Annotated in this window: 18 protein-coding genes and 2 pseudogenes; 9 read left to right on the forward strand and 11 right to left on the reverse strand. The window is 71.4% G+C overall.

What is annotated here, in order from left to right:
* Window positions 1-85 precede the first annotated feature (85 nt).
* From OG782_RS23915 to OG782_RS23925, 3 genes and pseudogenes are all read right to left on the reverse strand, one after another.
* A pseudogene (locus OG782_RS23915) lies at window positions 86-409 on the reverse strand (protein kinase domain-containing protein); the annotation flags it as partial.
* A pseudogene (locus OG782_RS23920) lies at window positions 378-563 on the reverse strand (FHA domain-containing protein); the annotation flags it as partial. The pseudogenes OG782_RS23920 and OG782_RS23915, both read right to left, overlap by 32 nt.
* Before the next feature lie 239 nt (window positions 564-802).
* Entirely contained in the window at window positions 803-1,369 is a 567-nt protein-coding gene (locus OG782_RS23925; RefSeq protein WP_406454151.1) for a Uma2 family endonuclease, read from the reverse strand.
* Between the two features lie 179 nt (window positions 1,370-1,548).
* Between OG782_RS23925 and OG782_RS23930 the strand changes: the two genes are divergently transcribed.
* Window positions 1,549-3,570, forward strand: a complete 2,022-nt coding sequence (locus OG782_RS23930) for a thioredoxin domain-containing protein (protein ID WP_406454153.1) — start codon at window positions 1,549-1,551, stop codon at window positions 3,568-3,570.
* 6 nt (window positions 3,571-3,576) lie between these two features.
* On the opposite strand, the gene OG782_RS23935 is transcribed toward OG782_RS23930, so the two are convergent.
* Both OG782_RS23935 and OG782_RS23940 read right to left on the reverse strand, forming a co-directional pair.
* Window positions 3,577-4,209 carry a TetR/AcrR family transcriptional regulator gene (locus tag OG782_RS23935; protein WP_406454155.1) on the reverse strand — a complete coding sequence of 211 codons (633 nt, stop codon included), beginning with the start codon at window positions 4,207-4,209 and terminating at the stop codon, window positions 3,577-3,579.
* A 141-nt stretch (window positions 4,210-4,350) separates the two neighbouring features.
* Entirely contained in the window at window positions 4,351-5,049 is a 699-nt protein-coding gene (locus OG782_RS23940) for a hemolysin III family protein (protein WP_406454157.1), read from the reverse strand.
* A gap of 212 nt (window positions 5,050-5,261) precedes the next feature.
* Between OG782_RS23940 and OG782_RS23945 the strand changes: the two genes are divergently transcribed.
* Both OG782_RS23945 and OG782_RS23950 read left to right on the forward strand, forming a co-directional pair.
* Window positions 5,262-7,088, forward strand: a complete 1,827-nt coding sequence (locus tag OG782_RS23945) for a phosphoenolpyruvate carboxykinase (GTP) (RefSeq protein WP_406454159.1) — start codon at window positions 5,262-5,264, stop codon at window positions 7,086-7,088.
* A gap of 275 nt (window positions 7,089-7,363) precedes the next feature.
* Window positions 7,364-7,870, forward strand: coding sequence for a hypothetical protein (locus tag OG782_RS23950; RefSeq protein WP_406454161.1), 507 nt, complete (start codon window positions 7,364-7,366; stop codon window positions 7,868-7,870).
* 49 nt (window positions 7,871-7,919) lie between these two features.
* On the opposite strand, the gene OG782_RS23955 is transcribed toward OG782_RS23950, so the two are convergent.
* Together OG782_RS23955 and OG782_RS23960 are read right to left on the reverse strand one after the other, a co-directional pair.
* Window positions 7,920-8,339, reverse strand: a complete 420-nt coding sequence (locus OG782_RS23955; protein WP_406454163.1) for a hypothetical protein — start codon at window positions 8,337-8,339, stop codon at window positions 7,920-7,922.
* Window positions 8,340-8,441: 102 nt separating this feature from the next.
* Complete coding sequence (locus OG782_RS23960; protein ID WP_406454165.1) at window positions 8,442-9,653, reverse strand: pyridoxal phosphate-dependent aminotransferase; 1,212 nt, start codon at window positions 9,651-9,653, stop codon at window positions 8,442-8,444.
* 447 nt (window positions 9,654-10,100) lie between these two features.
* Between OG782_RS23960 and OG782_RS23965 the strand changes: the two genes are divergently transcribed.
* Window positions 10,101-11,024, forward strand: a complete 924-nt coding sequence (locus OG782_RS23965) for a serine protease (RefSeq protein WP_406454167.1) — start codon at window positions 10,101-10,103, stop codon at window positions 11,022-11,024.
* 56 nt (window positions 11,025-11,080) lie between these two features.
* Here the strand turns inward: OG782_RS23965 and OG782_RS23970 are convergent, their stop codons facing one another.
* A complete protein-coding gene (locus tag OG782_RS23970; protein ID WP_406454169.1) occupies window positions 11,081-11,932 on the reverse strand; it encodes a DUF1206 domain-containing protein in 852 nt (283 codons plus the stop codon).
* Window positions 11,933-12,110: 178 nt separating this feature from the next.
* On the opposite strand from OG782_RS23970, the gene OG782_RS23975 reads away from it, so the two are divergent.
* A complete protein-coding gene (locus OG782_RS23975; protein ID WP_406454171.1) occupies window positions 12,111-12,278 on the forward strand; it encodes a hydrophobic protein in 168 nt (55 codons plus the stop codon).
* 24 nt (window positions 12,279-12,302) lie between these two features.
* Here OG782_RS23975 and OG782_RS23980 read toward each other — a convergent pair whose 3' ends face one another.
* Window positions 12,303-13,928, reverse strand: a complete 1,626-nt coding sequence (locus tag OG782_RS23980; protein ID WP_406454173.1) for an amidohydrolase family protein — start codon at window positions 13,926-13,928, stop codon at window positions 12,303-12,305.
* Window positions 13,929-13,992: 64 nt separating this feature from the next.
* Complete coding sequence (locus tag OG782_RS23985; RefSeq protein WP_406454175.1) at window positions 13,993-15,327, reverse strand: amino acid deaminase; 1,335 nt, start codon at window positions 15,325-15,327, stop codon at window positions 13,993-13,995.
* 168 nt (window positions 15,328-15,495) lie between these two features.
* On the opposite strand from OG782_RS23985, the gene OG782_RS23990 reads away from it, so the two are divergent.
* From OG782_RS23990 to OG782_RS24005, 4 genes are all read left to right on the forward strand, one after another.
* Entirely contained in the window at window positions 15,496-16,551 is a 1,056-nt protein-coding gene (locus OG782_RS23990; RefSeq protein WP_406454177.1) for a sugar kinase, read from the forward strand.
* A gap of 73 nt (window positions 16,552-16,624) precedes the next feature.
* Window positions 16,625-17,383 (forward strand): IclR family transcriptional regulator, encoded by a 759-nt coding sequence (locus OG782_RS23995; RefSeq protein WP_406454179.1) that lies wholly within the window; start codon window positions 16,625-16,627, stop codon window positions 17,381-17,383.
* Window positions 17,384-17,389: 6 nt separating this feature from the next.
* Entirely contained in the window at window positions 17,390-17,800 is a 411-nt protein-coding gene (locus OG782_RS24000) for a RidA family protein (protein ID WP_406454181.1), read from the forward strand.
* 124 nt (window positions 17,801-17,924) lie between these two features.
* Window positions 17,925-19,403, forward strand: coding sequence for a GntP family permease (locus OG782_RS24005; RefSeq protein WP_406454183.1), 1,479 nt, complete (start codon window positions 17,925-17,927; stop codon window positions 19,401-19,403).
* Window positions 19,404-19,451: 48 nt separating this feature from the next.
* Here the strand turns inward: OG782_RS24005 and OG782_RS24010 are convergent, their stop codons facing one another.
* Window positions 19,452-21,656 carry a serine/threonine-protein kinase gene (locus tag OG782_RS24010; protein ID WP_406454185.1) on the reverse strand — a complete coding sequence of 735 codons (2,205 nt, stop codon included), beginning with the start codon at window positions 21,654-21,656 and terminating at the stop codon, window positions 19,452-19,454.
* Window positions 21,657-21,934: the final 278 nt, after the last annotated feature.

Here is a 21,934-nt window from a genome sequence, read left to right on the forward strand (position 1 = left end):
GCGGCGCGTCAGCGCGAGAGGGTGCGACGATCGGAGGGGCACCGATCGGTGCGGGTACGGCGGCCGCCGCCGTGAGCAGCGGGCGGCGCAGTTCCTCCTCCCCGCGGGCGTAGCGTGCCACCGTCTTGCGCCGGGCCGGCGGAGTGCCGCCCGCCAGCGGGAACGGACCGGTCAGGACGAGGTGCGCCAGTACCCCGAACGCCCAGATGTCCGCGATCTGCCGGATCTGCATGCCCCGCTCGCCGACCTCGGACCAGAGCAGTTCGGGCGGGGTGTAGTCGGCCGTCGCGAACGCGGGCGAGTAGGCGTGTGTGCCCTCCAGCTCGGCCGCCATGTTGAAGTCGCCGAGCCGTGCCGTGCCGTCCTCCATCAGCAGCACGTTGCCCGGCTTCAGATCGCCGTGCACCCAGCGGCAGCTTCACCGCCAGATAGTCGATGTTCCACTGCACGGCGGCCCGGTTGGCGGCCGGCCACCGCGGGCGCAGCCGTTCGGCGACCCGTTCCACGGTCGGCAGCGGTGCGTACGGATCGCCGCGCAGGCGTGGTTCGCACAGCGCCGCCAGTGCATTGCTGATCGCGGCCGTGCTCTCACCTCTCGGCCGCACCGGAGGTATAGGAAGCAAATTTCGCAAATTGCATCGAATCTGACCGGTTGCGGATGGGTGATCCCATCGAGCCGGCATGGCATCCGCCGCGATTGGCGTGTCTGTTTCGGAGGGAGAGGGAGTCCCGATTGGTTCGCGAAGAATGCGATGCGGTCGCCACCGGCCAAACGCCGAAAGCGAGACGGCTTTTCCGTTCTCTACATGTTCCCAAGTTCGACCGTGATGGAGAAAGGTGCGGTGGCCTTCACCGTGCCGGTGAACATCTCGCCGTCCCTGTAAGCCTTGGTGGCGGGGTCGAGGACGTAGGTGTAGATGATCGGGACGCCGGTGGCGGCCTGTTCGACCCGCCAGTAGAAGGGGATGCCGGACTTGGCGTACTGGTCCACCTTCACGATCCGGTCTGTGGTCTCCGAGCCGGGCGATACGACCTCGACGACCAGGAGTACGTGCTCCGGGCGTGTGGGCGTGAGGTCGATGGTCTCCGCCCGGTAGACGGTGACGTCCGGACGGCGGTTGGTCAGGGGAACGTCCTGCAGGCGGACGTCGAAGTCCGTATCGGCGTTCCAGTCCGGGCCGGCGGCGGCGTCCAGGGCATTGGCCAGGATCCGGGCCAGCCGGTTGTGGCGCTTGGAGGCGCTCGGGCTCACGACGACCATCCCGTCCACGATCTCGATGCCCGCACACTGCTCCTCGGACCAGGATTCGTACTGCTCCGCGCTGATCTGGGTATGCATCCACGCGGGCGTCACCATCTCGGCGGTCATGGTGTGCCTCCTTCGAGGTGCTTCAACAGTTCCGGCGCTGTTGGGCTCAGCCTACTGTCCTGTGAGGTGGGGGCGCCCGACTTCGGAAGGGCGCGGGGTTGCCGCCCCGCCATCTGCTCGTTCCCGCCCCCGCCCCGTGGCGCGCGGGTGCTGTGGAGGCCGGTGCGCAAGGATGAGGTATGCCCAACCGACTTGCGCAGGCCACGTCCCCGTACCTCCTCCAGCACGCGGACAACCCCGTCGACTGGTGGCCGTGGGAGACCGAGGCGTTCGAGGAGGCCCGGCGGCGCGATGTCCCGGTGCTCCTGAGCGTCGGCTACAGCGCGTGCCACTGGTGTCATGTGATGGCCCATGAGTCCTTCGAGGACGCCGGGGTCGCGGAGTATGTGAACGCGCACTTCGTGCCGGTCAAGGTCGACCGCGAGGAGCGTCCCGATGTCGACGCCGTGTACATGGAGGCGGTGCAGGCGGCGACCGGTCAGGGGGGCTGGCCCATGACCGTCTTCCTCACCGCGGACGCGGAGCCCTTCTACTTCGGCACGTACTTCCCGCCCGAGTCCCGGCACGGCCTGCCGTCCTTCCGCCAGGTGCTCGAGGGCGTGGTGGCGGCCTGGACCGACCGCCGTGACGAGGTCGGCGAGGTCGCCTCACGCATCGTCCGCGATCTGTCCGAGCGCTCCCTCGCGCACGGCGGCGACGGCCTGCCCGGTGAGCCGGAGCTGGCGCAGGCGCTCCTCGGCCTCACCCGCGAGTACGACGAGAAGAACGGCGGATTCGGCGGGGCGCCCAAGTTCCCGCCGTCGATGACGGTCGAGTTCCTGCTGCGCCACCACGCCCGCACCGGGTCGGACGGGGCGCTCCAGATGGCGGCCGGCACCTGCGAGGCGATGGCCAGGGGCGGGATGTACGACCAGCTGGGCGGCGGCTTCGCCCGCTACTCGGTGGACCGCGAGTGGGTCGTCCCGCACTTCGAGAAGATGCTGTACGACAACGCGCTGCTCTGCCGCGTCTACGCCCATCTGTGGCGCTCCACCGGATCGGAGACGGCCCGCCGGGTGGCGCTGGAGACCGCCGACTTCATGGTCCGTGAGCTGCGCACGGCCGAGGGCGGCTTCGCTTCCGCGCTGGACGCCGACAGCGAGGACGCGGACGGGAAGCACGTCGAGGGCGCGTACTACGTCTGGACGCCGGCGCAGCTGCGCGAGGTGCTGGGCGAGGGCGATGCCGTCTTCGCCGCCGAGCTCTTCGGGGTGAGTGATGAGGGCACCTTCGAGGAGGGTTCCTCGGTGCTCCAGCTCCCGGCGGCGGATGCCACGGACGAGGCCCGCGCCGCCGACGTGCGGGCCCGGCTGCTCGCCGCCCGTGAGCTGCGCAAGCGGCCCGGGCGGGACGACAAGGTCGTCGCGGCCTGGAACGGACTGGCGATCGCCGCGCTCGCCGAGACGGGGGCGTACTTCGACCGCCCCGATCTGATCGAGCGAGCCACCGAGGCGGCGGACCTGCTGGTGCGGCTGCACATGGGCCCGGTCGCCCGGCTGGTCCGTACGTCCAAGGACGGCCGCGCCGGAGCGCACGCGGGGGTGCTGGAGGACTACGGCGATGTCGCGGAGGGCTTCCTCGCGCTGGCGGCCGTCACGGGCGAGGGCGTGTGGCTGGAGTTCGCGGGCTTCCTGCTGGACATCGTGCTGGAGCACTTCACCGGTGACGGCGGCCAGTTGTTCGACACGGCGGACGACGCCGAGCAGCTGATCCGCCGCCCGCAGGACCCCACCGACAGTGCCACCCCGGCGGGCTGGACGGCGGCGGCGGGCGCGCTGCTCTCGTACGCCGCCTACACCGGATCGGAGCCCCACCGCACGGCCGCGGAAGGGGCGTTGGGTGTGGTGAAGGCACTGGGGCCGAAGGTGCCGCGGTTCATCGGCTGGGGGCTCGCGGTGGCCGAGGCGCTGCTCGACGGCCCGCGCGAGGTGGCGGTCGCCGGACCGGTCGGCGGCGTGATGCACCGTACGGCCCTGCTGGGGCGGGCACCCGGCGCGGTGGTCGCGGCGGGGGAGACGTCCGGATCGGAGTTCCCGCTGCTGGCGGACCGCCCGATGGTGGACGGCGTGCCGACGGCGTACGTGTGCAGGCACTTCGTGTGCGACGCGCCGACTACGGACCCGCAGGTGCTGGCGCGCGCGCTCAGGGGCGACGGGTCCTGACGCGGCTCACAGCCGCAGGCCGCCCGCCAGGGCGTCGAACGCCCCGTCGGCCATCGCCGGCAGGTCGCCCTCCTGGCCGTGCTCGCCCCAGTACAGCGCGACCTCGCGCAGCGCACCCAGCACCGCCGCGACGAAGACCCGGATCCGCAGGTCGTCCGCGCTGCGGCCGCTCCGGTCGGCCAGCACCCGGGTGAGCATCCTCGCCGTGTCCGACATGGTCTCCGTCATCCTGGCCCGGACGGCGGGGACCTCCGCCATCAGCCGGGTGCACCGGCGCAGTTCCCCGTCCTCGGCGGTGACGAACGACGTCAGCGCCTCGTGCACGATCAACCTCAGGGACTCCAGCGGAGGTTCGTCCGCCGGACGGCTGCGGAGGAGGGCCTCCATGAGCGGGTCGTACTCGTCACTGAGGACGATGTCCTCCTTGGCCGCGAAGTACCGGAACACCGTGCTCGGGGAGACCTCGGCCGCCTCCGCGATCTGCTCGATCGTCGTGGCCTCGTACCCCTGCTCCTCGATGAGGCGGTACGCCGCCTGCCGGATCGCGACCCGGGTCTTGAGCTTCTTGCGCTCGCGCAGCCCCATCGGGGGCGGTGCGCCGGGCGCGGTAGAGGAGGGGGTACGGGAGGTGGCGGCCATGGTCGCCATTGTCGGGCAACGGCGGGGGCGGCGGCCAAGTCCGCGGGTCCGTCCCGTTCACGGTCCGGTCCGCAGGCGGGGCATGCGACAGGGCCGCGGCTCGGAAGCCGCGGCCCTGTCGACGGGAGGGGGTGGCGGGGCTCAGCTGTGGTTGTAGGCCACCAGGGAGATGCCGACGTAGTGGACGACGAAGGCGGCGAGCGTCAGCGAGTGGAAGACCTCGTGGAAGCCGAAGAAGCGCGGTGAGGGGTTCGGCCGCTTGATGCCGTAGATGACGCCGCCGGCGCTGTAGAGCAGCCCGCCGACGACCACGAGCACCAGTACCGCGATCCCGCCGGTCCGCATGAAGTCCGGCAGGAAGAAGACGGCGGCCCAGCCCATCGCGATGTAGCACGGGGTGTAGAGCCAGCGCGGGGCGCCGACCCAGAAGACCCGGAAGGCGATGCCCGCGACCGCCGCCGCCCAGACCGCCCACAGGAGCGGGGTCCCGGTGGACTCGGGCAGCAGGAGCAGGGTCAGCGGGGTGTAGGTGCCCGCGATGATCAGGAAGATGTTCGCGTGGTCGAGCCGGCGCAGCACGGCCTCGCCGCGCGGCCCCCAGGTGCCGCGGTGGTAGACCGCGCTCACGCCGAACAGCAGGCACGCGGTCAGGATGTAGATGCCGCAGGCGATCCGGCCGCGGCTGCTGTCCGTGAGCGCGACGAGCACGATGCCCGCGATCAGGACGGCGGGGAACATTCCGGCGTGCAGCCAGCCGCGCATGCGTGGCTTCAGCTCGGCTACGTCGGTTCCGGCTGGTTCCAGCCCGGCGGGTTCAGGCGCGGCGGCGGCAGCAGTCATCCCCGCATCGTACCTACGCCACCGTAGGTATCGGATATGAGTGGTGATGCTCACATGGGCGGCCCTCTGGACATATGGGCGGATCGGTCGGATGATCAAATGAGTGCGGTCGGCACCGGATGAGCGCCAGGGGAATCCGAAAGGGTAGAAGCATCCGGGTCGCAGCCCCCACGGGGCAACTTCCAGACAGACACCCTCATCAAGGAGCGATCGTGGCGCGCGACATCGCGGCTCCCCTCACTGTCCCCACCAACCACCGGGAGCTCGTCTCCTGGGTCGACGAGATCGCAGCCCTCACCGAACCGGACCGGGTCGTCTGGTGCGACGGCTCCGAGGCCGAGTACGAGCGCCTGTGCGGGGAGCTCGTCGCCAAGGGCACGTTCACCAAACTCGACGAGATCAAGCGCCCGAACTCGTACTACGCCGCCTCCGACCCGAGCGATGTCGCGCGCGTCGAGACCCGGACGTTCATCTGCTCCGAGAAGGAGGAGGACGCCGGTCCGACGAACCACTGGAAGGACCCCGCCGAGATGCGGGAGATCTTCGTGGGGGACCGGGGTGTCTTCCGCGGCTCCATGCGTGGCCGCACCATGTACGTCGTGCCCTTCTGCATGGGCCCCGTCGGCTCGCCGCTCTCCGCGATCGGCGTCGAGATCACCGACTCCGCGTACGTCGCCGTCTCGATGCGCACCATGACGCGCATGGGCCAGGCCGTCCTGGACGAGCTCGGCACCGACGGCTTCTTCGTCAAGGCCGTCCACACCCTCGGCGCACCCCTGGAGGAGGGCCAGGAGGACGTCCCGTGGCCCTGCAACTCCACCAAGTACATCTCGCACTTCCCCGAGGACCGCGAGATCTGGTCCTACGGCTCCGGCTACGGCGGCAACGCCCTGCTCGGCAAGAAGTGCTACGCGCTGCGCATCGCCTCCGTCATGGCGCGCGACGAGGGCTGGCTCGCCGAGCACATGCTGATCCTGAAGCTCACCCCGCCGCGCGGTGAGTCGAAGTACGTCGCGGCCGCGTTCCCGAGCGCCTGCGGCAAGACGAACCTGGCCATGCTGGAGCCCACGATCTCCGGCTGGACCGTCGAGACCATCGGCGACGACATCGCCTGGATGCGGTTCGGCGAGGACGGCCGCCTCTACGCGATCAACCCCGAGGCCGGCTTCTTCGGCGTCGCGCCCGGCACCGGCGAGCACACCAACGCCAACGCCATGAAGACCATGTGGGGCAACTCCGTCTTCACCAACGTCGCGCTCACCGACGACGGCGACGTCTGGTGGGAGGGCATGACCGAGGAGCTCCCGAAGCACCTCACGGACTGGAAGGGCAACGACTGGACCCCCGAGTCCGGCACGCCCGCCGCCCACCCCAACGCCCGCTTCACCGTCCCGGCCGGGCAGTGCCCGATCATCGCGCCCGAGTGGGAGGACCCCAAGGGCGTGCCGATCTCGGCCATCCTCTTCGGCGGCCGCCGCGCCTCGGCCGTCCCGCTGGTCACCGAGTCCTTCAACTGGCAGCACGGAGTCTTCCTCGGCGCCAACGTCGCCTCCGAGAAGACTGCCGCCGCCGAGGGCAAGGTCGGCGAGCTGCGCCGCGACCCGTTCGCCATGCTGCCGTTCTGCGGCTACAACATGGGCGACTACATGAACCACTGGATCAAGGTCGGCGCGGACAAGGCCGACCAGTCCAAGCTCCCGAAGATCTACTACGTGAACTGGTTCCGCAAGAACGAGGCGGGCAAGTTCGTCTGGCCCGGCTTCGGCGAGAACAGCCGTGTCCTGAAGTGGATCGTCGAGCGCCTGGAGGGCAGGGCCGAGGGCGTCGAGACCCCGATCGGCATCCTGCCGGCCAAGGGCTCGATCGACACCGAGGGCCTGGACCTCTCCGAGTCCGACCTGGACTTCCTGCTCAACGTCGACAAGGAGGTCTGGCGCGAGGAGGCGGCGCTGGTCCCCGAGCACCTCAACACCTTCGGCGACCACACGCCGAAGGAACTGTGGGACGAGTACCGCGCCCTGGTCCAGCGCCTGGGCTGACCGCCCCTTCGATCACCGTGGCCCGGCTCCCGACATCCGCCCTGACCTGTGGGGTCAAAGGCCTGCCGCGGTAGGGACGTGCACGAACACGTCCCTGGAGTGGCCCCCGGAACCGCCATACGGTTCCGGGGGCCACTCCCGTTTCCCGGGGGTGGCCCCGGCCGCAACCGGCATGGTTCGTACTCGGGTCGTGACCGGTCCGAGCTGTCGGAGGGGGGCGCCCCGGTCTACCTTTGACCGGGCCGTGCCGGGGGGCGCGGAGGTCGTGGGGGAGCATGACGTACTCCGGCATACCGCCGTATCCGGACCGGCACACCGGCATGCCGCGCCGGCGCACCCGCGCGCCGCGCCTGGTGGTGATCCTGGTCCCGGCGATGGCCTCGCTGCTGGTCCTGTCGCCGGTCGCGCTCGTGGTGGCGTTCTTCCACGTCTCGGGGGAGAACCACGGGGACCTGCGCTTCCCGTCCCAGGACGTGAGCATCTCCTCCTGCCGGAAGGACGCGGTGAGAGGCGGCCCGGTGGCCGGTGTCCGGGTGGTGAGCCGGGCGAAGAGGCGCGGTACCTACAGGGTGGATCTCCGGTTCCGCGACCCGCGGGGCAAGGGCGGGAGCGATGCGGCGGGGAAGCGCACCGTGGTCTTCAAGGACCTGGCGGTGGGCGCGACCGCCACCAGGGAGATCGCCGGGCCGGTTCCGGTGCGGGGCCGGCCGCAGTGCGTGGTCGCCGACGTGACGTTCCTGTCGACCGAACCGGCCGAGGCGTCGAAGCCGGCCACGCCGTGAATGGGTGGCACCCGGTCCACGCGCCTCGACGGCCCGTGGACCGGGGCCGTCAGAGGGCGCCGACCAGCCGCGACGGGGCGGCGGGGGAGTCGGCGGTGGCGGCGGCCGGGGCCGCTGCGGTGTGGGCGTCCATGCGCTCGGCCGACAGGATCGCGACCACGGTGTCGGCGCGGGACGCCGCCACCACGAGGGCCCGGCCCGCGAGGGCGTGGGCGCGGCGGTGGAGCGTGGGCGCGGGGGCGTCGGACAGCCCGGCGTGCCGGACGGGGGGTGCGCCGCGCAGCCGGGCGACCTGCTCGGCAATGCGGTCGCCCGCCTCGCCGAGTCCCAGTTCGTCGGTGACCGCGAGCAGTGCGGCCAGGTGTCCGGCGAGCTGGATGTCCAGCTCCTCCTCGCGGGTGCGGTGCGGGAAGTCGCCGGCGTGGTCGGCCGGTGTGTGGACCGATTTGGTGCGGATCGGTTCGTACATGGATGGCCTCCTGGTGGTGCTGTGGGGACCATCCTAGCTTGGATTTAGTCTAAAGTTGTCTTTCTTCGAGGAAAGTCGGGGCGCGTGACGCCCCGCACGGCGCTACACCTGGCCGTACCCGTCCAGGAAGCGGGCGATCCGGCCGATCGCGTCCGTCAGATCCTCCGTCGAGGGAAGCGTGACGACGCGGAAGTGGTCAGGCTCCGGCCAGTTGAACCCCGTCCCCTGCACCACCATGATCTTCTCGGCCCGCAGCAGGTCGAGGACCATCTGCCGGTCGTCCTTGATCTTGTAGACCTTGGGGTCGAGCCGGGGGAAGAGGTACAGGGCGCCCTTCGGCTTGACGCAGGTCACGCCCGGGATCTGCGTCAGCAGGTCGTACGCCACGTCCCGCTGTTCCAGGATGCGGCCGCCCGGCAGGACCAGGTCGTTGATCGACTGCCGGCCGCCGAGCGCGGTGGCCACGGCGTGCTGCGAGGGCATGTTGGCGCACAGCCGCATATTGGCCAGGATCGTCAGCCCCTCGATGTACGAGGAGGCATGGGCCTTCGGCCCGCAGACCGCGAGCCAGCCGGAGCGGTACCCCGCCACGCGGTAGTTCTTGGACAGGCCGTTGAAGGTGAGCACCATCAGATCGGGGGCGATCGCCGCGGTCGGCGTGTGCGTCGCGCCGTCGTACAGGATCCGGTCGTAGATCTCGTCGGAGCAGACCACCAGACCGTGGCGCCGGGCGATCTCCGTCAGCCCGCGCAGCATCTCGTCGTCGTACACCGCACCCGTCGGGTTGTTCGGGTTGATGATGACGATGGCCTTCGTGCGGTCGGTGATCTTCCGCTCGATGTCGGCCGGGTCCGGCATCCAGTCCGACTGCTCGTCGCACCGGTAGTGCACCGCCGTGCCGCCGGCGAGCGAGACGGACGCGGTCCACAGGGGATAGTCCGGAGCCGGTACGAGCACCTCGTCGCCGTCGTCGAGCAGGGCCTGCATCGACATCTGGATCAGCTCGGAGACGCCGTTGCCGAGGTAGACGTCCTCGACGTCGAGGTCGATCCCCTTGGTCTGGTAGTGCTGCATCACCGCCCGCCGCGCGGACAGCAGCCCCTTCGCGTCGCCGTAGCCGTGCGCCCCGGAGAGGTTGCGCAGAATGTCCTCGAGGATCTCGGGCGGGCACTCGAAACCGAACGCGGCAGGGTTGCCGGTGTTCAGCTTGAGGATGCGATGACCCGCTGCTTCCAGCCGCATCGCCTCCTCGAGCACGGGGCCGCGGATTTCGTAACAGACGTTGGCGAGCTTCGTGGACTGGATGACCTGCATGTCTGCGAGCTTACGACTGTGTTTCACGGCCCGCCCGGGCTTTCCCCGCCGGTTGACCCGCACGGGTCTGTCCGCCCGCCCTCGCGGACTTCCATCGCCATGCGCCCGCCTCCCGCGAACCGTGGGAACCCCGGGCGCGGAAGGGGGAGCGGCTTGGAATGGGGTGGAACGGGGACGTGACGGACCGGGGCGGGTGAGATGCGCCACGGTGTGCCGCGGCGCATGGCGGACTGCGGCGGATCGCGGCGGGTGACCGGGGCGGCGTCGCACCCTTGTCGCATCCCGGCGCCCCGGCGGGCCCCGGATCGGGGCGGGAGTGGACCGCGGCCTGAATTCGCCCCTTGTGGGCTTCCCTTCAGTGCGCCACCATGCGCATGTCAAAACCGGAAGAACTCCGGTGGCAGAGGCCCCACGCGCTCTGCACAGGTCACTTGAGGGGACCCCCACATGAAAAAGCCTCTCGTCGGTGCGCTCTTCGCGGTGCTGCTCCTCGGAGCCGGCACCGCGCCCGCCACCGCGGCCACAAGCCACGACGCGGCAGCTGCCGGCACGGTCAGGACGTCAGCGGCCTCCGGCATCGCCGCGGCCGGTACGGCGTCATCCGGCCACGCGGCCGTCAAGGCGAAGGTCAGGCCCAAGGCCATCGGCTTCGCCGGGACCGTGGCGCTCAGCAACTGCTCGGGATCGGTCGTCCGTACGCCCGACTCCCAGCCGGGCGACCCCGCGCTCGTGCTCTCCAACGGTCACTGCCTGGAGTCCGGATTCCCCGGTCCGGGCGAGGTCGTGTTCAACCAGGCGTCCACCCGCAGCTTCACCCTGCTGAACTCGGCGGGCAGCGGTGTCGGCACGCTGCGGGCGAGCAAGGTCGCGTACGGCACGATGACGGACACCGACATATCGGTGTACCAGCTCACCTCCACGTACGCCCAGATCGAGAGCACCTACGGCATCAAGGCGCTGGAGCTCAACACCGCGCACCCCGTGCAGGGCACCGCGATCACCGTCGTGTCCGGGTACTGGAAGCGCACCTACAGCTGCAACGTCGACGGGTTCGTCTACCGCCTGGAGGAGGGGGAGTGGACCTGGAAGGACTCGGTCCGCTACACCTCCGCCTGCCAGACCATCGGCGGCACGTCCGGCTCGCCGGTGATCGACAACGCCACCGGCAAGGTCGTCGCCGTCAACAACACCGGCAACGAGGACGGGCAGGAGTGCACGGACAACAATCCGTGCGAGGTCGACGAGAACGGCCAGGTGACGGTCCGCCAGGGCATCAACTACGCCCAGGAGACCTACGGCATCGTGCCGTGCATCGGTGCCGGGAACGTGTTCGACCTCGACCGCGCGGGGTGCACGCTGCCCAAGCCGTAAGGGGTGACGCAGGTGGTGGGGAGGGGGACCGCCCTCCCCACCACCGCGCCTCGCCCTCAGATCCTGCGCCACCGGGCGTTCGCGCAGGAGAAGAGGCCGAAGGCGGCCAGTCCGACGGCGATCAGGGCCAGTAGCCACGGACCGGCGGGCGTCGTGCTGAAGGACCGCAGGGTGTCATCCATGCCCTTGGCCTCGCCCGAGCGGGCCTTCACCGCGGCGGCCACGGCGAATCCGCCCGCGACCGCGAAGACGAGTCCGCGGGAGATGCCGCCGAGGACCCCGGTGATGTCCACCGTCCGCCGCGCGAGGGGCGACATCTCGCCGGTGCGCAGATGCTTGTGGAACTTCCGCAGCGCGGCACGGCCGGCGATCCACAGGCCCGTCCCTGCGACGACCGCACCGGCCGCGCCCACCAGCCAGCGCCCGCCCGGCATGCCGAGCACGTCCGCCGTGACGTCCTTCGACTGCGCGTCCCCGGAACCGCTGCCGCTGCCCCGGTCGCCCGCGGCGAACATCAGGACCGAGTACGACACGAAGGCGTAGAAGACCGCGCGCCCCGCCGAGGCCAGCCGCTTCGTCGCCTTGCGCCCGTCGGGGCCGGCGGCTCCGAACGCCGCCTCGGACAGCCGCCACAGAACCATCCCCACCAGCGCTCCGCCCAGGACCCACAGCAGGACGGACCCGAAGGGCTTCTGCGCGATCTCCGAGAGCGCCCCGCCCCGGTCCGCCTGCTTTCCGCCGCCCTTTTCGCCGCTGTCGAACGCGATACGCAGGGCGAGAACGCCGACGAGGAAATAGATCACACCGCGCGCGACGAATCCCGCGCGGCCGCCCGCCTCGACCACGGAACTGTTTCCCGCCCGTCTCGCCTTTCCGCGGCTTCTCCGGGCTGTCGCAGAGATATTCATTTCACCCGGGTGCCCGGGAAAGGCTGCCGGAAACTATTCCGCCACCGCAGCGGCCGGACGCCGGTGCAGGTGGCGGGGGTGCGGCCGAGGGTTTCGACAGATCCGGAACCGGCCGGAGCGTGCAGGGATGTGTGGACCGGCCGGACCGGGGCACCCGTATTTGCGGAGGTTGATATTCATGGTTCCCCTGCTTCTCGTTCTTCTTCTCGTCCTGGTTCTTTTCGGTGCCGGGTTCGCTGTCAATCTGCTCTGGTGGATAGCCGTCATCGTTCTTGCGGTGTGGCTGGTCGGATTTCTCGTACGGCCCGGTACGGGTGCCGGACGCGGCCGCTGGTACCGCTGGTGACCCGGGACGGATGAACCGCGGCCGTCAAGGACGCGCCGGCGGCGTGGAGCGCACCGACCGCCCCGCCAGTACCTGTGTCCGCTTCCCGTCCTCGATGACGAAGCGGCCGTCGATGAGCACGTGCGGAATGCCCGCCGGCAGGGTGCGGGGCTCCTCGAACGTCGAGCCCGCCGCCACCGTGGCCGGGTCGAAGAGGACCAGATCGGCGCGGTAGCCCTCGCGCACCAGCCCGCGGTCCGGCAGCCGGAGCCGGGCCGCCGGGCGTGCGGTGAGGTGGGCGACGCACTCCTCCAGGGAGAGGACGCCCAGCTCCCGCGCGTACCGGCCGAGATACTGCGGGAAGGTGCCGTACGCGCGCGGGTGCGGCTTGTCGCCCTGGAGGATGCCGTCGCTGCCGCCGGTGTGGACGCGGTGGCGCATGATCTGCCGGACGTTCTCCTCGTGGCCCACGTGCTGGAGGATCGTCGTCCCGAGCCGGTCGTCCATGAGCAGCCGCCGCGCGGTCACCCACGGCTCCTCACCGCGCAGCCGCGCGGATTCGGCGACCGTACGGCCGACATGGGCGGCGAGGGAGGGTTCGCTGACGCCGGAGATCTCGATGGTGTCCCACTCGATCGGCACACCGTGGCAGCCGTCCGATCCCACGACCTCCAGGTCGTGCCGGATCCGGGCGGCCGTCGCGTCGTCGGCCAGCCGCGCCAGGACCGACTCCGGGCCGCCCTCGCTCGACCAGCTCGGCAGCATCGCGACCAGGGTCGTGCAGCCGGGGGTGTACGGGTAGGTGTCGAGGGAGATGTCGGCGCCCGCGTCCAGGGCGTCGTCCAGGAGGGACAGCAGCTCCGGGGCCCGGCCCTCGTTCACGCCGAAGTTCATCGTGGCGTGGGCGAGATGCAGGGCGCAGCCCGCGCTGCGGGTGAGGCGCACCATCTCCTCGTACGCCTCCAGCGCCCCGGCGCCGTAGGAGCGGTGGTGCGGGCAGTAGTAGCCGCCGTGCCCGGCCACCACCCGGCACAGGGCGGTGAGTTCGGCGTCGTCCGCGTACATGCCCGGGGTGTAGGTGAGCCCCGAGGACATGCCGACGGCGCCCTCGGCCATGCCCTGGGCGACGAGCTCCTTCATCCGGATCAGCTCGGCGTCCGTGGCCGGCCGGTCGTCCCAGCCGAGCGCGTGCATCCGGACGGTGCCCTGCGGGATCAGATAGGCGGCGTTGACCGCGATGCCCCGGCCGCCGAAGTTGCGGTCGAGCCGGTCCAGGTACTCGCCGACGGTGCGCCAGTCGAAGTCGATGTCGCTCCCGTCGCCGTTCCAGCCGGTGATGGAGCGGCGGACCTCGGCGAGGGTGCGGTCGTCGACGGGGGCGTACGACAGGCCGTCCTGGCCCAGGACTTCGAGGGTGACGCCCTGGGCGGCCTTCGCGCTGTGGTCGGGGTCGCGCAGCAGGGCGAGGTCGCTGTGGGCGTGCATGTCGATGAAGCCGGGGGACAGGGCGAGCCCGCCGGCGTCCAGGGTGCGGGCGGCCGAGGGGCGGGGGCCGGGGCTGTCCTCGCGGTGGATCTCCGCGATACGGCCGTCGGTGACGGCCACGTCGGCGCGGTAGGAGGGGGTGGCGGTGCCGTCGATCACGCGGGCGTCGCGGATGACCAGGTCCATGGGGGGTGCCTTTCAAGGGGGTCCAGGAGGCTCCGCCCCCTGGACCCGCTTCATCGGTCGGGGCTCAGAAGAACGTGCGGATGTAGTCCGTGACCGTGCCGTCCGCCTCCACCAGCGGGATCAGCTGCCACTTGTCGAAGCTGGTGCAGGGGTGCGAGAGCCCCATCCCCACCCAGTCCCCGACCTCGAGTCCGGCGCCTTCGTCCGTCCGTACCCACGCGTGCTGGTCGGAGAGCCCGGTGATCTCGATCCCCGCCGCCTCGCGCACCGAGCCGTCGCGCCCGGACCGTACGACCTGCGCCTGAGGCAGATCCAGGTCGTACGCCGCGTCACGCTTGCCCGCGTTCAGGAACGCCTGTCCGGCGGTCGGGCGGGACACGACCTGGGCCCAGAGCCGGAAGGCGGGCTGAAGGGCACCTTCCTCGGGGACCCGGTTGAAGGGGGTGAGGTGGCGGTAGTGCCCGTCGTCGTGCGAGACGTACGCCCCTGAGCGGAGCAACTTGAGTACGGGGGAAGAGAGTTCGGGGATCTCCGCGAACACGTCGGCCACCGCGTCGAACCACGCGCTGCCGCCCGCACTGATCACGATCCGCTCGCCGGCGTCCAGCGCGGCGAACCTCCCCGCCGCGTCGAACGACGCGGCCAGCGCGACGAGCCGGCGCAGCCAGTCCCGTACCCGCTCGCCCGACGCCCGGGGCACCTCGCCCTCGTAACCCGCCACGCCCACCAGGCGCAGCGTCCGGGCCGCGGCCACCGCGTCGGCGACCGCAGCGCAGTCGGCCTCGGTGCGCGCACCCGTGCGCGCGCCCTCGCCCGCGCCGAGTTCGACGACGACGTCGACCGGGCGGGAGGTGCCCGCCGCGCGCAGGGCCTCGTCCATCAGCTCGACGCCGCGCACCGAGTCCGCGTAACAGACGAACCGGAAGTCCGGGTCGGCGTCCAGCTCGCCCGCGACCCAGCGCAGCGCGGCCGCGTCGACGAGCTCGTTGGCCAGGAAGATCCGCTGGATCCCGAACGCCCGGTAGACCCGCGCCTGGTGCGGCACCGCCGCCGTGATGCCCCACGCGCCGTGCTCCAGCTGGCGGGCGAACAGCTGCGGGGACATCGAGGTCTTGCCGTGGGGTGCGAACGCGAGGCCGTGGCGCTCCGCGTACGTCTCCAGCAGGACGAGGTTGTGCTCGACGGACTCGGCCGACAGGGCGAGCACCGGAGTGGTGAAGCCGCCGGTGAAGAGGTTGCGGCGCTCGGCGGCCAGTGCGCCGACGGTCAGACCCTCCGCGTCGGGCGGGAGTGCCTTGAACCGGTGGTCGACCAGTTCGTCGGCGAGTCCGGCGAGGCTGGTGGGTTCAGCGAGGCCGGTGGGTTCGGCGAGTCCGGCCGCGGGGCGCTCGGCAGCCATGGGGTGCCTCCTCGATCGAAGTGGGTCATCAGTGGGTCATCAGTGATGCTGCTGTTGCAACATATGCAACACCCATTGCGTATATCGCTCAAGGCTGTCTAACATCCGAGCCGACGCCCGGTCAATGGTGAGAGCCGGTGCCGCCCGCCCGACCATGAGGAGCCTTGAGTGCCCGGAACCCCGGCCAGGACCGACGACGCCGCCGCGACCGCTGATGTCGTGTGCCTCGGCGAGTCCATGGTGACGTTCCTGCCCTCGCAGCCCGGGCGCCTCGCCGACGTACCGTCCTTCGGGCGCGGGATCGGCGGCGCCGAGTCCAACGTGGCCTGCGCCCTCGCGGCGGCCGGGCACCGGGCGGCCTGGGTGAGCCGGGTCGGGGCCGACGGCTTCGGCGACCACCTCGTCGACGCGATCTCCGGGTACGGGGTGGACACCTCCGCCGTACAGCGCGATCCCGCCCGGCCCACCGGCATCTACTTCCGCACGGCGACGGACCGCGCCACCGATGTCCATGAGGTCGCGTACTACCGGGCCGGGTCCGCGGCGTCCGCCATGTCCCCGGCGAACGTCCCGTACGAGGCCCTGCCCACCGGCCGGATCCTGCACCTGTCCGGCATCACGGCCGCGCTCTCCGCCGACTGCCTCGCGCTGCTGCACGAGCTGACCGCGCCGCGTCCGGGGCGCCCGCTCGTCTCCTTCGACGTCAACCACCGGCCCGGCCTGTGGCGGGCCGGCGGGACGTCCCCCGAGGTCCTGCTGGACCTGGCCCGCCGCTGCGACCTCGTCTTCGTCGGCGAGGACGAGGCGGAGGAGGCGTGGGGGATCGTGGGGGTCGAGGCGATCCGTGCGGCGCTGCCGGAGCCGGCGGTGCTCGTGGTGAAGCGTGGGGCGGACGGGGCGACGGTGTTCTCCGCGGAGCCCGGCCTGCCCGACAGCGTCACCGAGGTCCCCGCCCTGCGCGTGGACGTCGTCGCCCCCGTCGGCGCGGGTGACGCCTTCGCCGCCGGGTTCCTCTCCGCCACCCTGCGCCGACTGCCCGTCCGCGACCGGGCCCGGCACGGGCACCTGATGGCCGCCGCCGTCCTCACCGTTCCCGGTGACCTCACCGACCCGCCCGCCCGAGAGCGCGCCGACCGCCTCGCGGCCCTCGACGACGCCGCCTGGGGGAGACTGCGTCTCGGCCCCGGGTGGACGGGGGACGACACGGAGGTACCCAAGCCATGAGCGAGCGCAGCGAGCGACCCGACAAGAGGGGCGTCCCCGGCGAACGCCGGGCCGAGGACAGCGAGGCACGCGCATGAGTCAGACCGTCGACCGGGCGCTGAGCATCCTGCCGCTGCTCGCCCAGGGACCCGCCGACCTCGGGCAGGTCGCCGAGCGGCTCGGCGTCCACAAGTCCACGGCGCTGCGCCTGCTGCGTACGCTCCACGAGCACGGCCTCGTCTACCGCCAGCAGGACCAGCGCTACCGCCTCGGCGCACGTCTCTTCGCGCTCGCCCAGGAGGCCGTCGAGAACCTCGACGTACGGGAGATCGCCCACCCGCACCTCGTCGAACTCAACGAGACCTGCGGACACACCATCCATCTCGCGGTGTACGAGGAGAACGAGGTCCTCTACATCGACAAGGTCGAGAGCCGCTACCCGGTCCGGATGTACTCCCGGATCGGCAAGCCCGTCGCGATCACCGTCGCCGCCGTGGCCAAGCTCCTGCTCGCCGACCTGAGCGAGCCCGAGCGGCGCGCCATCGCCGAGAGGCTCGACTACCCCATGTACACGTCCCGTTCGATCCCCGGCGCCGGTGCCTTCCTCAAGGAGCTCGCCGCCGTACGCGAACAGGGCTGGGCCACCGATCTCGGCGGCCACGAGGAGTCCATCAACTGCATCGGCGCCCCCGTTCGCGGCGCCGACGGGCGCGTCGTCGCCGCGATGTCGGTCTCCGCACCGAACGTGGTCGTCACGGCCGAGGAACTCCTCACCCTGCTCCCCCTGGTCCGTCGCACCGCCGACACCATCAGCCGGGAGTACTCCGGCACCAACCGACCCAAGAAAGCCTGATCAGCGATGACCGACAAGACCGCACTCACCCCGAGCACCCACACCACCCCGCCCGCGAAGTTCTCGCACGGGGTGAAGAAGGGGAACATCCTCCAGGTCGCCGGCCAGGTCGGTTTCCTGCCCGCCGCCGAGGGACAGGCCCCGACCCCGGCCGGCCCCACCCTGCGCGAGCAGACCCTCCAGACCTTCGCCAACGTCAAGGCGATCCTCGAGGAGGGCGGCGCGAGCTGGGACGACGTGATGATGATGCGCGTCTACCTCACGGACGTGGACCACTTCGCGGAGATGAACGAGATCTACAACACCTACTTCGGCGAGCAGAACCTGAAGGAGGCCCCCTCCGCCCGCACGACGGTCTACGTCGGCCTGCCCAAGGGCCTGCTCATCGAGATCGACGCCCTCGCGGTCCTCGGCTGAGCCTGATCCTCTTGCCGCACCCGCACCACCGCACCACCATGCCGGTCACGGCGCCCCACCCCACCGGGGCGCCGTGCCGCGCTCCGCCCTGCCTGTATCCCCATGGACGACAACGGAGTTACCCATGCTGCTCGCCGCCAGCCCCCCACCGGCCGAGACGCCACCCCACACCGGTGGACTCCTTCTCCTCATAGACGGGACGGCCGGTCTGCTGACCGTCGCCGTCCTCGGAATCGCGCTCCTCCTCTTCCTGATCATCAAGGTCAGGCTGCAGCCGTTCGTCGCGCTGCTCGCCGTCTCCATAGCCGTCGGCCTGGGTGCCGGACTCTCCGTCACCGAACTCTTCGGCACGGTCCAGAAGTCCGCCGCCGTCTCCGTCATCGAATCCGGCATGGGCGGCATCCTCGGCCACGTCGCGATCATCATCGGGCTCGGCACGATGCTCGGCGCGATCCTCGAAGTCTCCGGCGGCGCCGAGGTGCTGAGCGCCCGCCTGCTGAACCTCTTCGGTGAGAAGCGCGCCCCGCTCGCCATGGGCCTGACCGGTCTGATCTTCGGTATCCCGGTCTTCTTCGACGTCGGCATCTTCGTCCTCGCCCCGATCGTGTACGCCGCCGCCAAGCGCTCCGGGAAATCGATCCTGCTGTACGCGATGCCGCTGCTCGCGGGCCTGTCCATGACCCACGCGTTCCTGCCGCCGCACCCCGGCCCCGTCGCCGCCGCCGGTCTCTTCAACGTCTCGCTCGGCTGGGTCATCCTGATGGGCGCCGTCGTCGGCATCCCGTCCGTCCTGGCCGCCTGGGGTTACGCCGCCTGGATCGGCAAGCGCATCTTCGTCGAGGTCCCGCAGGACATGGTCGAGGCCGCCGAGGAGGCGAAGGCGGCGGTCCTCGCCGAGCAGCGCGCCGCCGGAGTCACCCCGCACGAGGCCCCGGCCGGACTCGGCACCGTCCTCGCGATCATCGGCACCCCGCTGGTACTGATCCTCGCCGCGACGTTCTCCTCCATCGCGCTGGACCCCTCTACGCTCCGCTCGGTCATCGAGTTCTTCGGCAACCCGTTCGTCGCCCTGACGATCGCCCTGCTGCTCGCGTACTACCTGCTCGGCATCCGGCGCGGCTGGTCCCGCAAGTCCCTCGAATCGGTGTCCACCTCGTCCCTGAAGCCGGTCGGCAACATCCTGCTGGTCGTCGGCGCGGGCGGAATCTTCGGCGCCGTCCTCAAGAGCAGCGGTATCGCGGACGCGCTCGCCGACACGTTCAACGACGTCGGCCTGCCGGTCATCCTGCTCGCCTGGCTGATCTCGGCGGTGCTGCGCATCGCCCAGGGCTCGGCGACCGTGGCCATCGTCACCACCGCCGGAATCGTGGTCCCGCTGGTCGAGGACCAGCACTTCTCGCAGCCGCACCTGGCGCTGATCATCATGGCGATCTCGGCGGGCTCGATCATCGCCTCGCACGTCAACGACGGCGGCTTCTGGATGGTGTCGAAGTACTTCGGCATCTCCGAGCGCGACACCCTGAAGTCCTGGACGGTCCTGGAGACGGTCCTGTCGGTCGCCGGGTTCGTGGTGGCCGCCCTGCTCAGCCTGGTGATCCAGTGACCTGAGTCGGGGCGCGGTGAGGCGGGGCGGCCCCGCCGCCTCACCGCGTCAGACCCGGATCGCGCAGATGACGCTCTTGCCGCCGTTGACCGGCCACCACCAGAACTTCTGCCCGTTGCCCGCCGGGCACGTCCAGCTGGTGCCCTGGGCCGGTGCCTTGTAGTAGCCGGTGATCTGGAGGATCGAGTCGTACTGCTTGGGCACCTGGCCGGAGCCGCAGTCCCAGAGGACCGTCAGATCGGCGGTGCCGTTGCCCTGGGTCTTGGCCGGGAAGCACTGGTTCACACGGAAGACGCGGTTGAGGCAGAGCGTCGTCCCGATGCCGTCCTCGCCCCGGTGGTTCCACCAACTGGTCCCGGCGCCGCTCGGGCAGGAGCCGGAAGCGCCGTCGACGGCCGAGGTACTGCTCACGTACATGTACGCGTTCGACGCGTCGCAGTTCACCCGCTCGGGGGTCTTGGCGTTCCAGTCCCCGTAACCGTTGCTGTAGAGGTTGAGGCAGTCGCCGGCCCCCACGGCACGGAACGCCAGGTCCGTGGCATCGGGAGTGGGGGAAGGGGTGGGCGTGGGCGTGGGCGTGGGGGTGGGCGTGGGCGTCGGTGTAGGCGTCGGTTCCGGCTGCTCGTCCCCGCTGCTGCCATCCGTGCTGCCGCTGGTGCCGCCGATGGTGGTGCCATCCGTACCGGTACCGTCCGCACCCGTGTCCGTGCTCGTGCTCGCGCTCGCTCCGGTGCTGCTGCCCGTGCTCCCGCTGCCCGCCGTCTCCCAGGGCTGCCAGACCAGCAGCGCGATGACGGCGGCCACGGCGACCAGCCAGCCCAGGCCCGAGGAGTTGTCCGAGGAACCCGTCCGCGCCGGTGCCGGGCGCGTCGTGCCCGGGGTGGGCGAGACCGCGGGGGACGGGGCCGGACGCGCCTGTGCGGCACGGGCCGCTGCCCGCTCGGCCCGCCTGCGCTGCTCCCGCCGGGCCCGCTCCTGCGCGGCCCGCTCGCCGGCGGCGCGCTCGGCCGCCAGGCGCTCCGCGTCCCGGCGTGCGGCCTTCGCCCGCTCGGCCTCCGCCCGCTCCCGCTCCGCGCGCTCGGCCCGTTCCCGCCGCTCGCGCTCGGCGCCCTCGCGCTGAGCGCGCTCGGCCTCCTCCCGTTCGGCGAGCTCCGCCCGCTGCCGCTCCGCCAGTTGCGCGAGTACTGCCAGTTCCTGCCGTGTGCGGTCGCGGCGGGCCCGGTCCCGGGCCGCGCGCGCCTGCCGCTCCGGCGGGTAGACCAGCGTCGGGGGCGGCGGCGGGACGACCTTCGTGCGGGAGCCGGCGGTCACGGTCGGGGGGTCCGTGCGGCGGCCGCTCGCGAGTTCCAGGCCCTGGGTGGCGTACGCGCCGATCAGCGCCGTCCACCGCGGCGGCAGCCAGCGGGTGCCGCTGTGCGTCGTCGGCAGGCCGGCCTGCTCCTCGCGGAAGCGGGCCAGCAGGTCGGAGGGCCTGGGGCGCTGGCGGGGATCGACGGCCAGACAGGGCCGGATCGTCGCGACGAGCTCCTTCGGCAGGCCGCCGAGATCGAGTTCGCCGCGCTGGACGCGCGCCAGCAGCCGCAGCGTGTCACCGTCCGCGCGGTAGGGCGGCCGCCCGGTGGCGAGCAGGAACAGGGTCGCGCCCAGCGAGTACACGTCCGATGCGGCCGTCGACTCCTCGCCACGGGCCTGCTCGGGCGAGGTGAAGGCGATCGTGCCGAGCGTGAGACCGGTGAGGGTGAGGTCGATGGCGTGCGATATGCCGAAGTCGATCACCCGGGGGCCGTCCAGCGGCAGCAGCACGTTCTGCGGCTTCACATCGCGGTGGACGATGCCCACCTCGTGCAGGGTGGCCAGGGCCTCCGCCGTGCCGGCCGCGATCCACCGTACGGCCGAGGCGGGCAACACCCCGCAGCTGCTGACCAGTTCGGAGAGCGGGGGTGCGGCGATGTAGTCGATGGCCATCCAGGGCCGCTCGGCGTCCGGATCGGAGTCCCGTACGCGGGCCGTGTACGCGCTGTCGACCCGTTGGGCGAGCGAGACCTCGCGGGCGAACCGCCGCCGGTCGACCTCGCTGATCCGGCCCTCGGCCAGCAGCGTCTTCACGGCGACGAGACCCCGGCTGCCGGGCTCGCCGCTGCGGGCCAGATAGATCCGCCCCATGCCTCCGGACGCCAGCCGCCCGATCAGCCGGTACGGCCCGAGCGCCGCCGGATCGTCCCCGCTCAGCGCCTGTACCCGCGCCCCGGCCATGTCACTCCCCCTGTCACACCATCACCGCGCCCCATAACCGTGCCATGCGGGTGCCCGAACAGCCATCGAATGCGGCAACTCCCGGACAACTCCGTTGCGGACAGGGGACGGGGACGGCAGACCGGATACGGGGGCGGCGGACCGGATACGGGGACGGCGGACCGGATACGGGGACGGCGGACAGGAAGCGGCGGACGGCGGGCAGGAGGCGGCGGACGGAACATGCAGCAGCGCCGCCGGGGGAGCGGCGGCGCTGCTGGTCATGGATGCCGGACGTA

The organism is Streptomyces sp. NBC_00876 (assembly GCF_045207435.1).
In the GTDB taxonomy this organism is placed as follows: domain Bacteria; phylum Actinomycetota; class Actinomycetes; order Streptomycetales; family Streptomycetaceae; genus Streptomyces.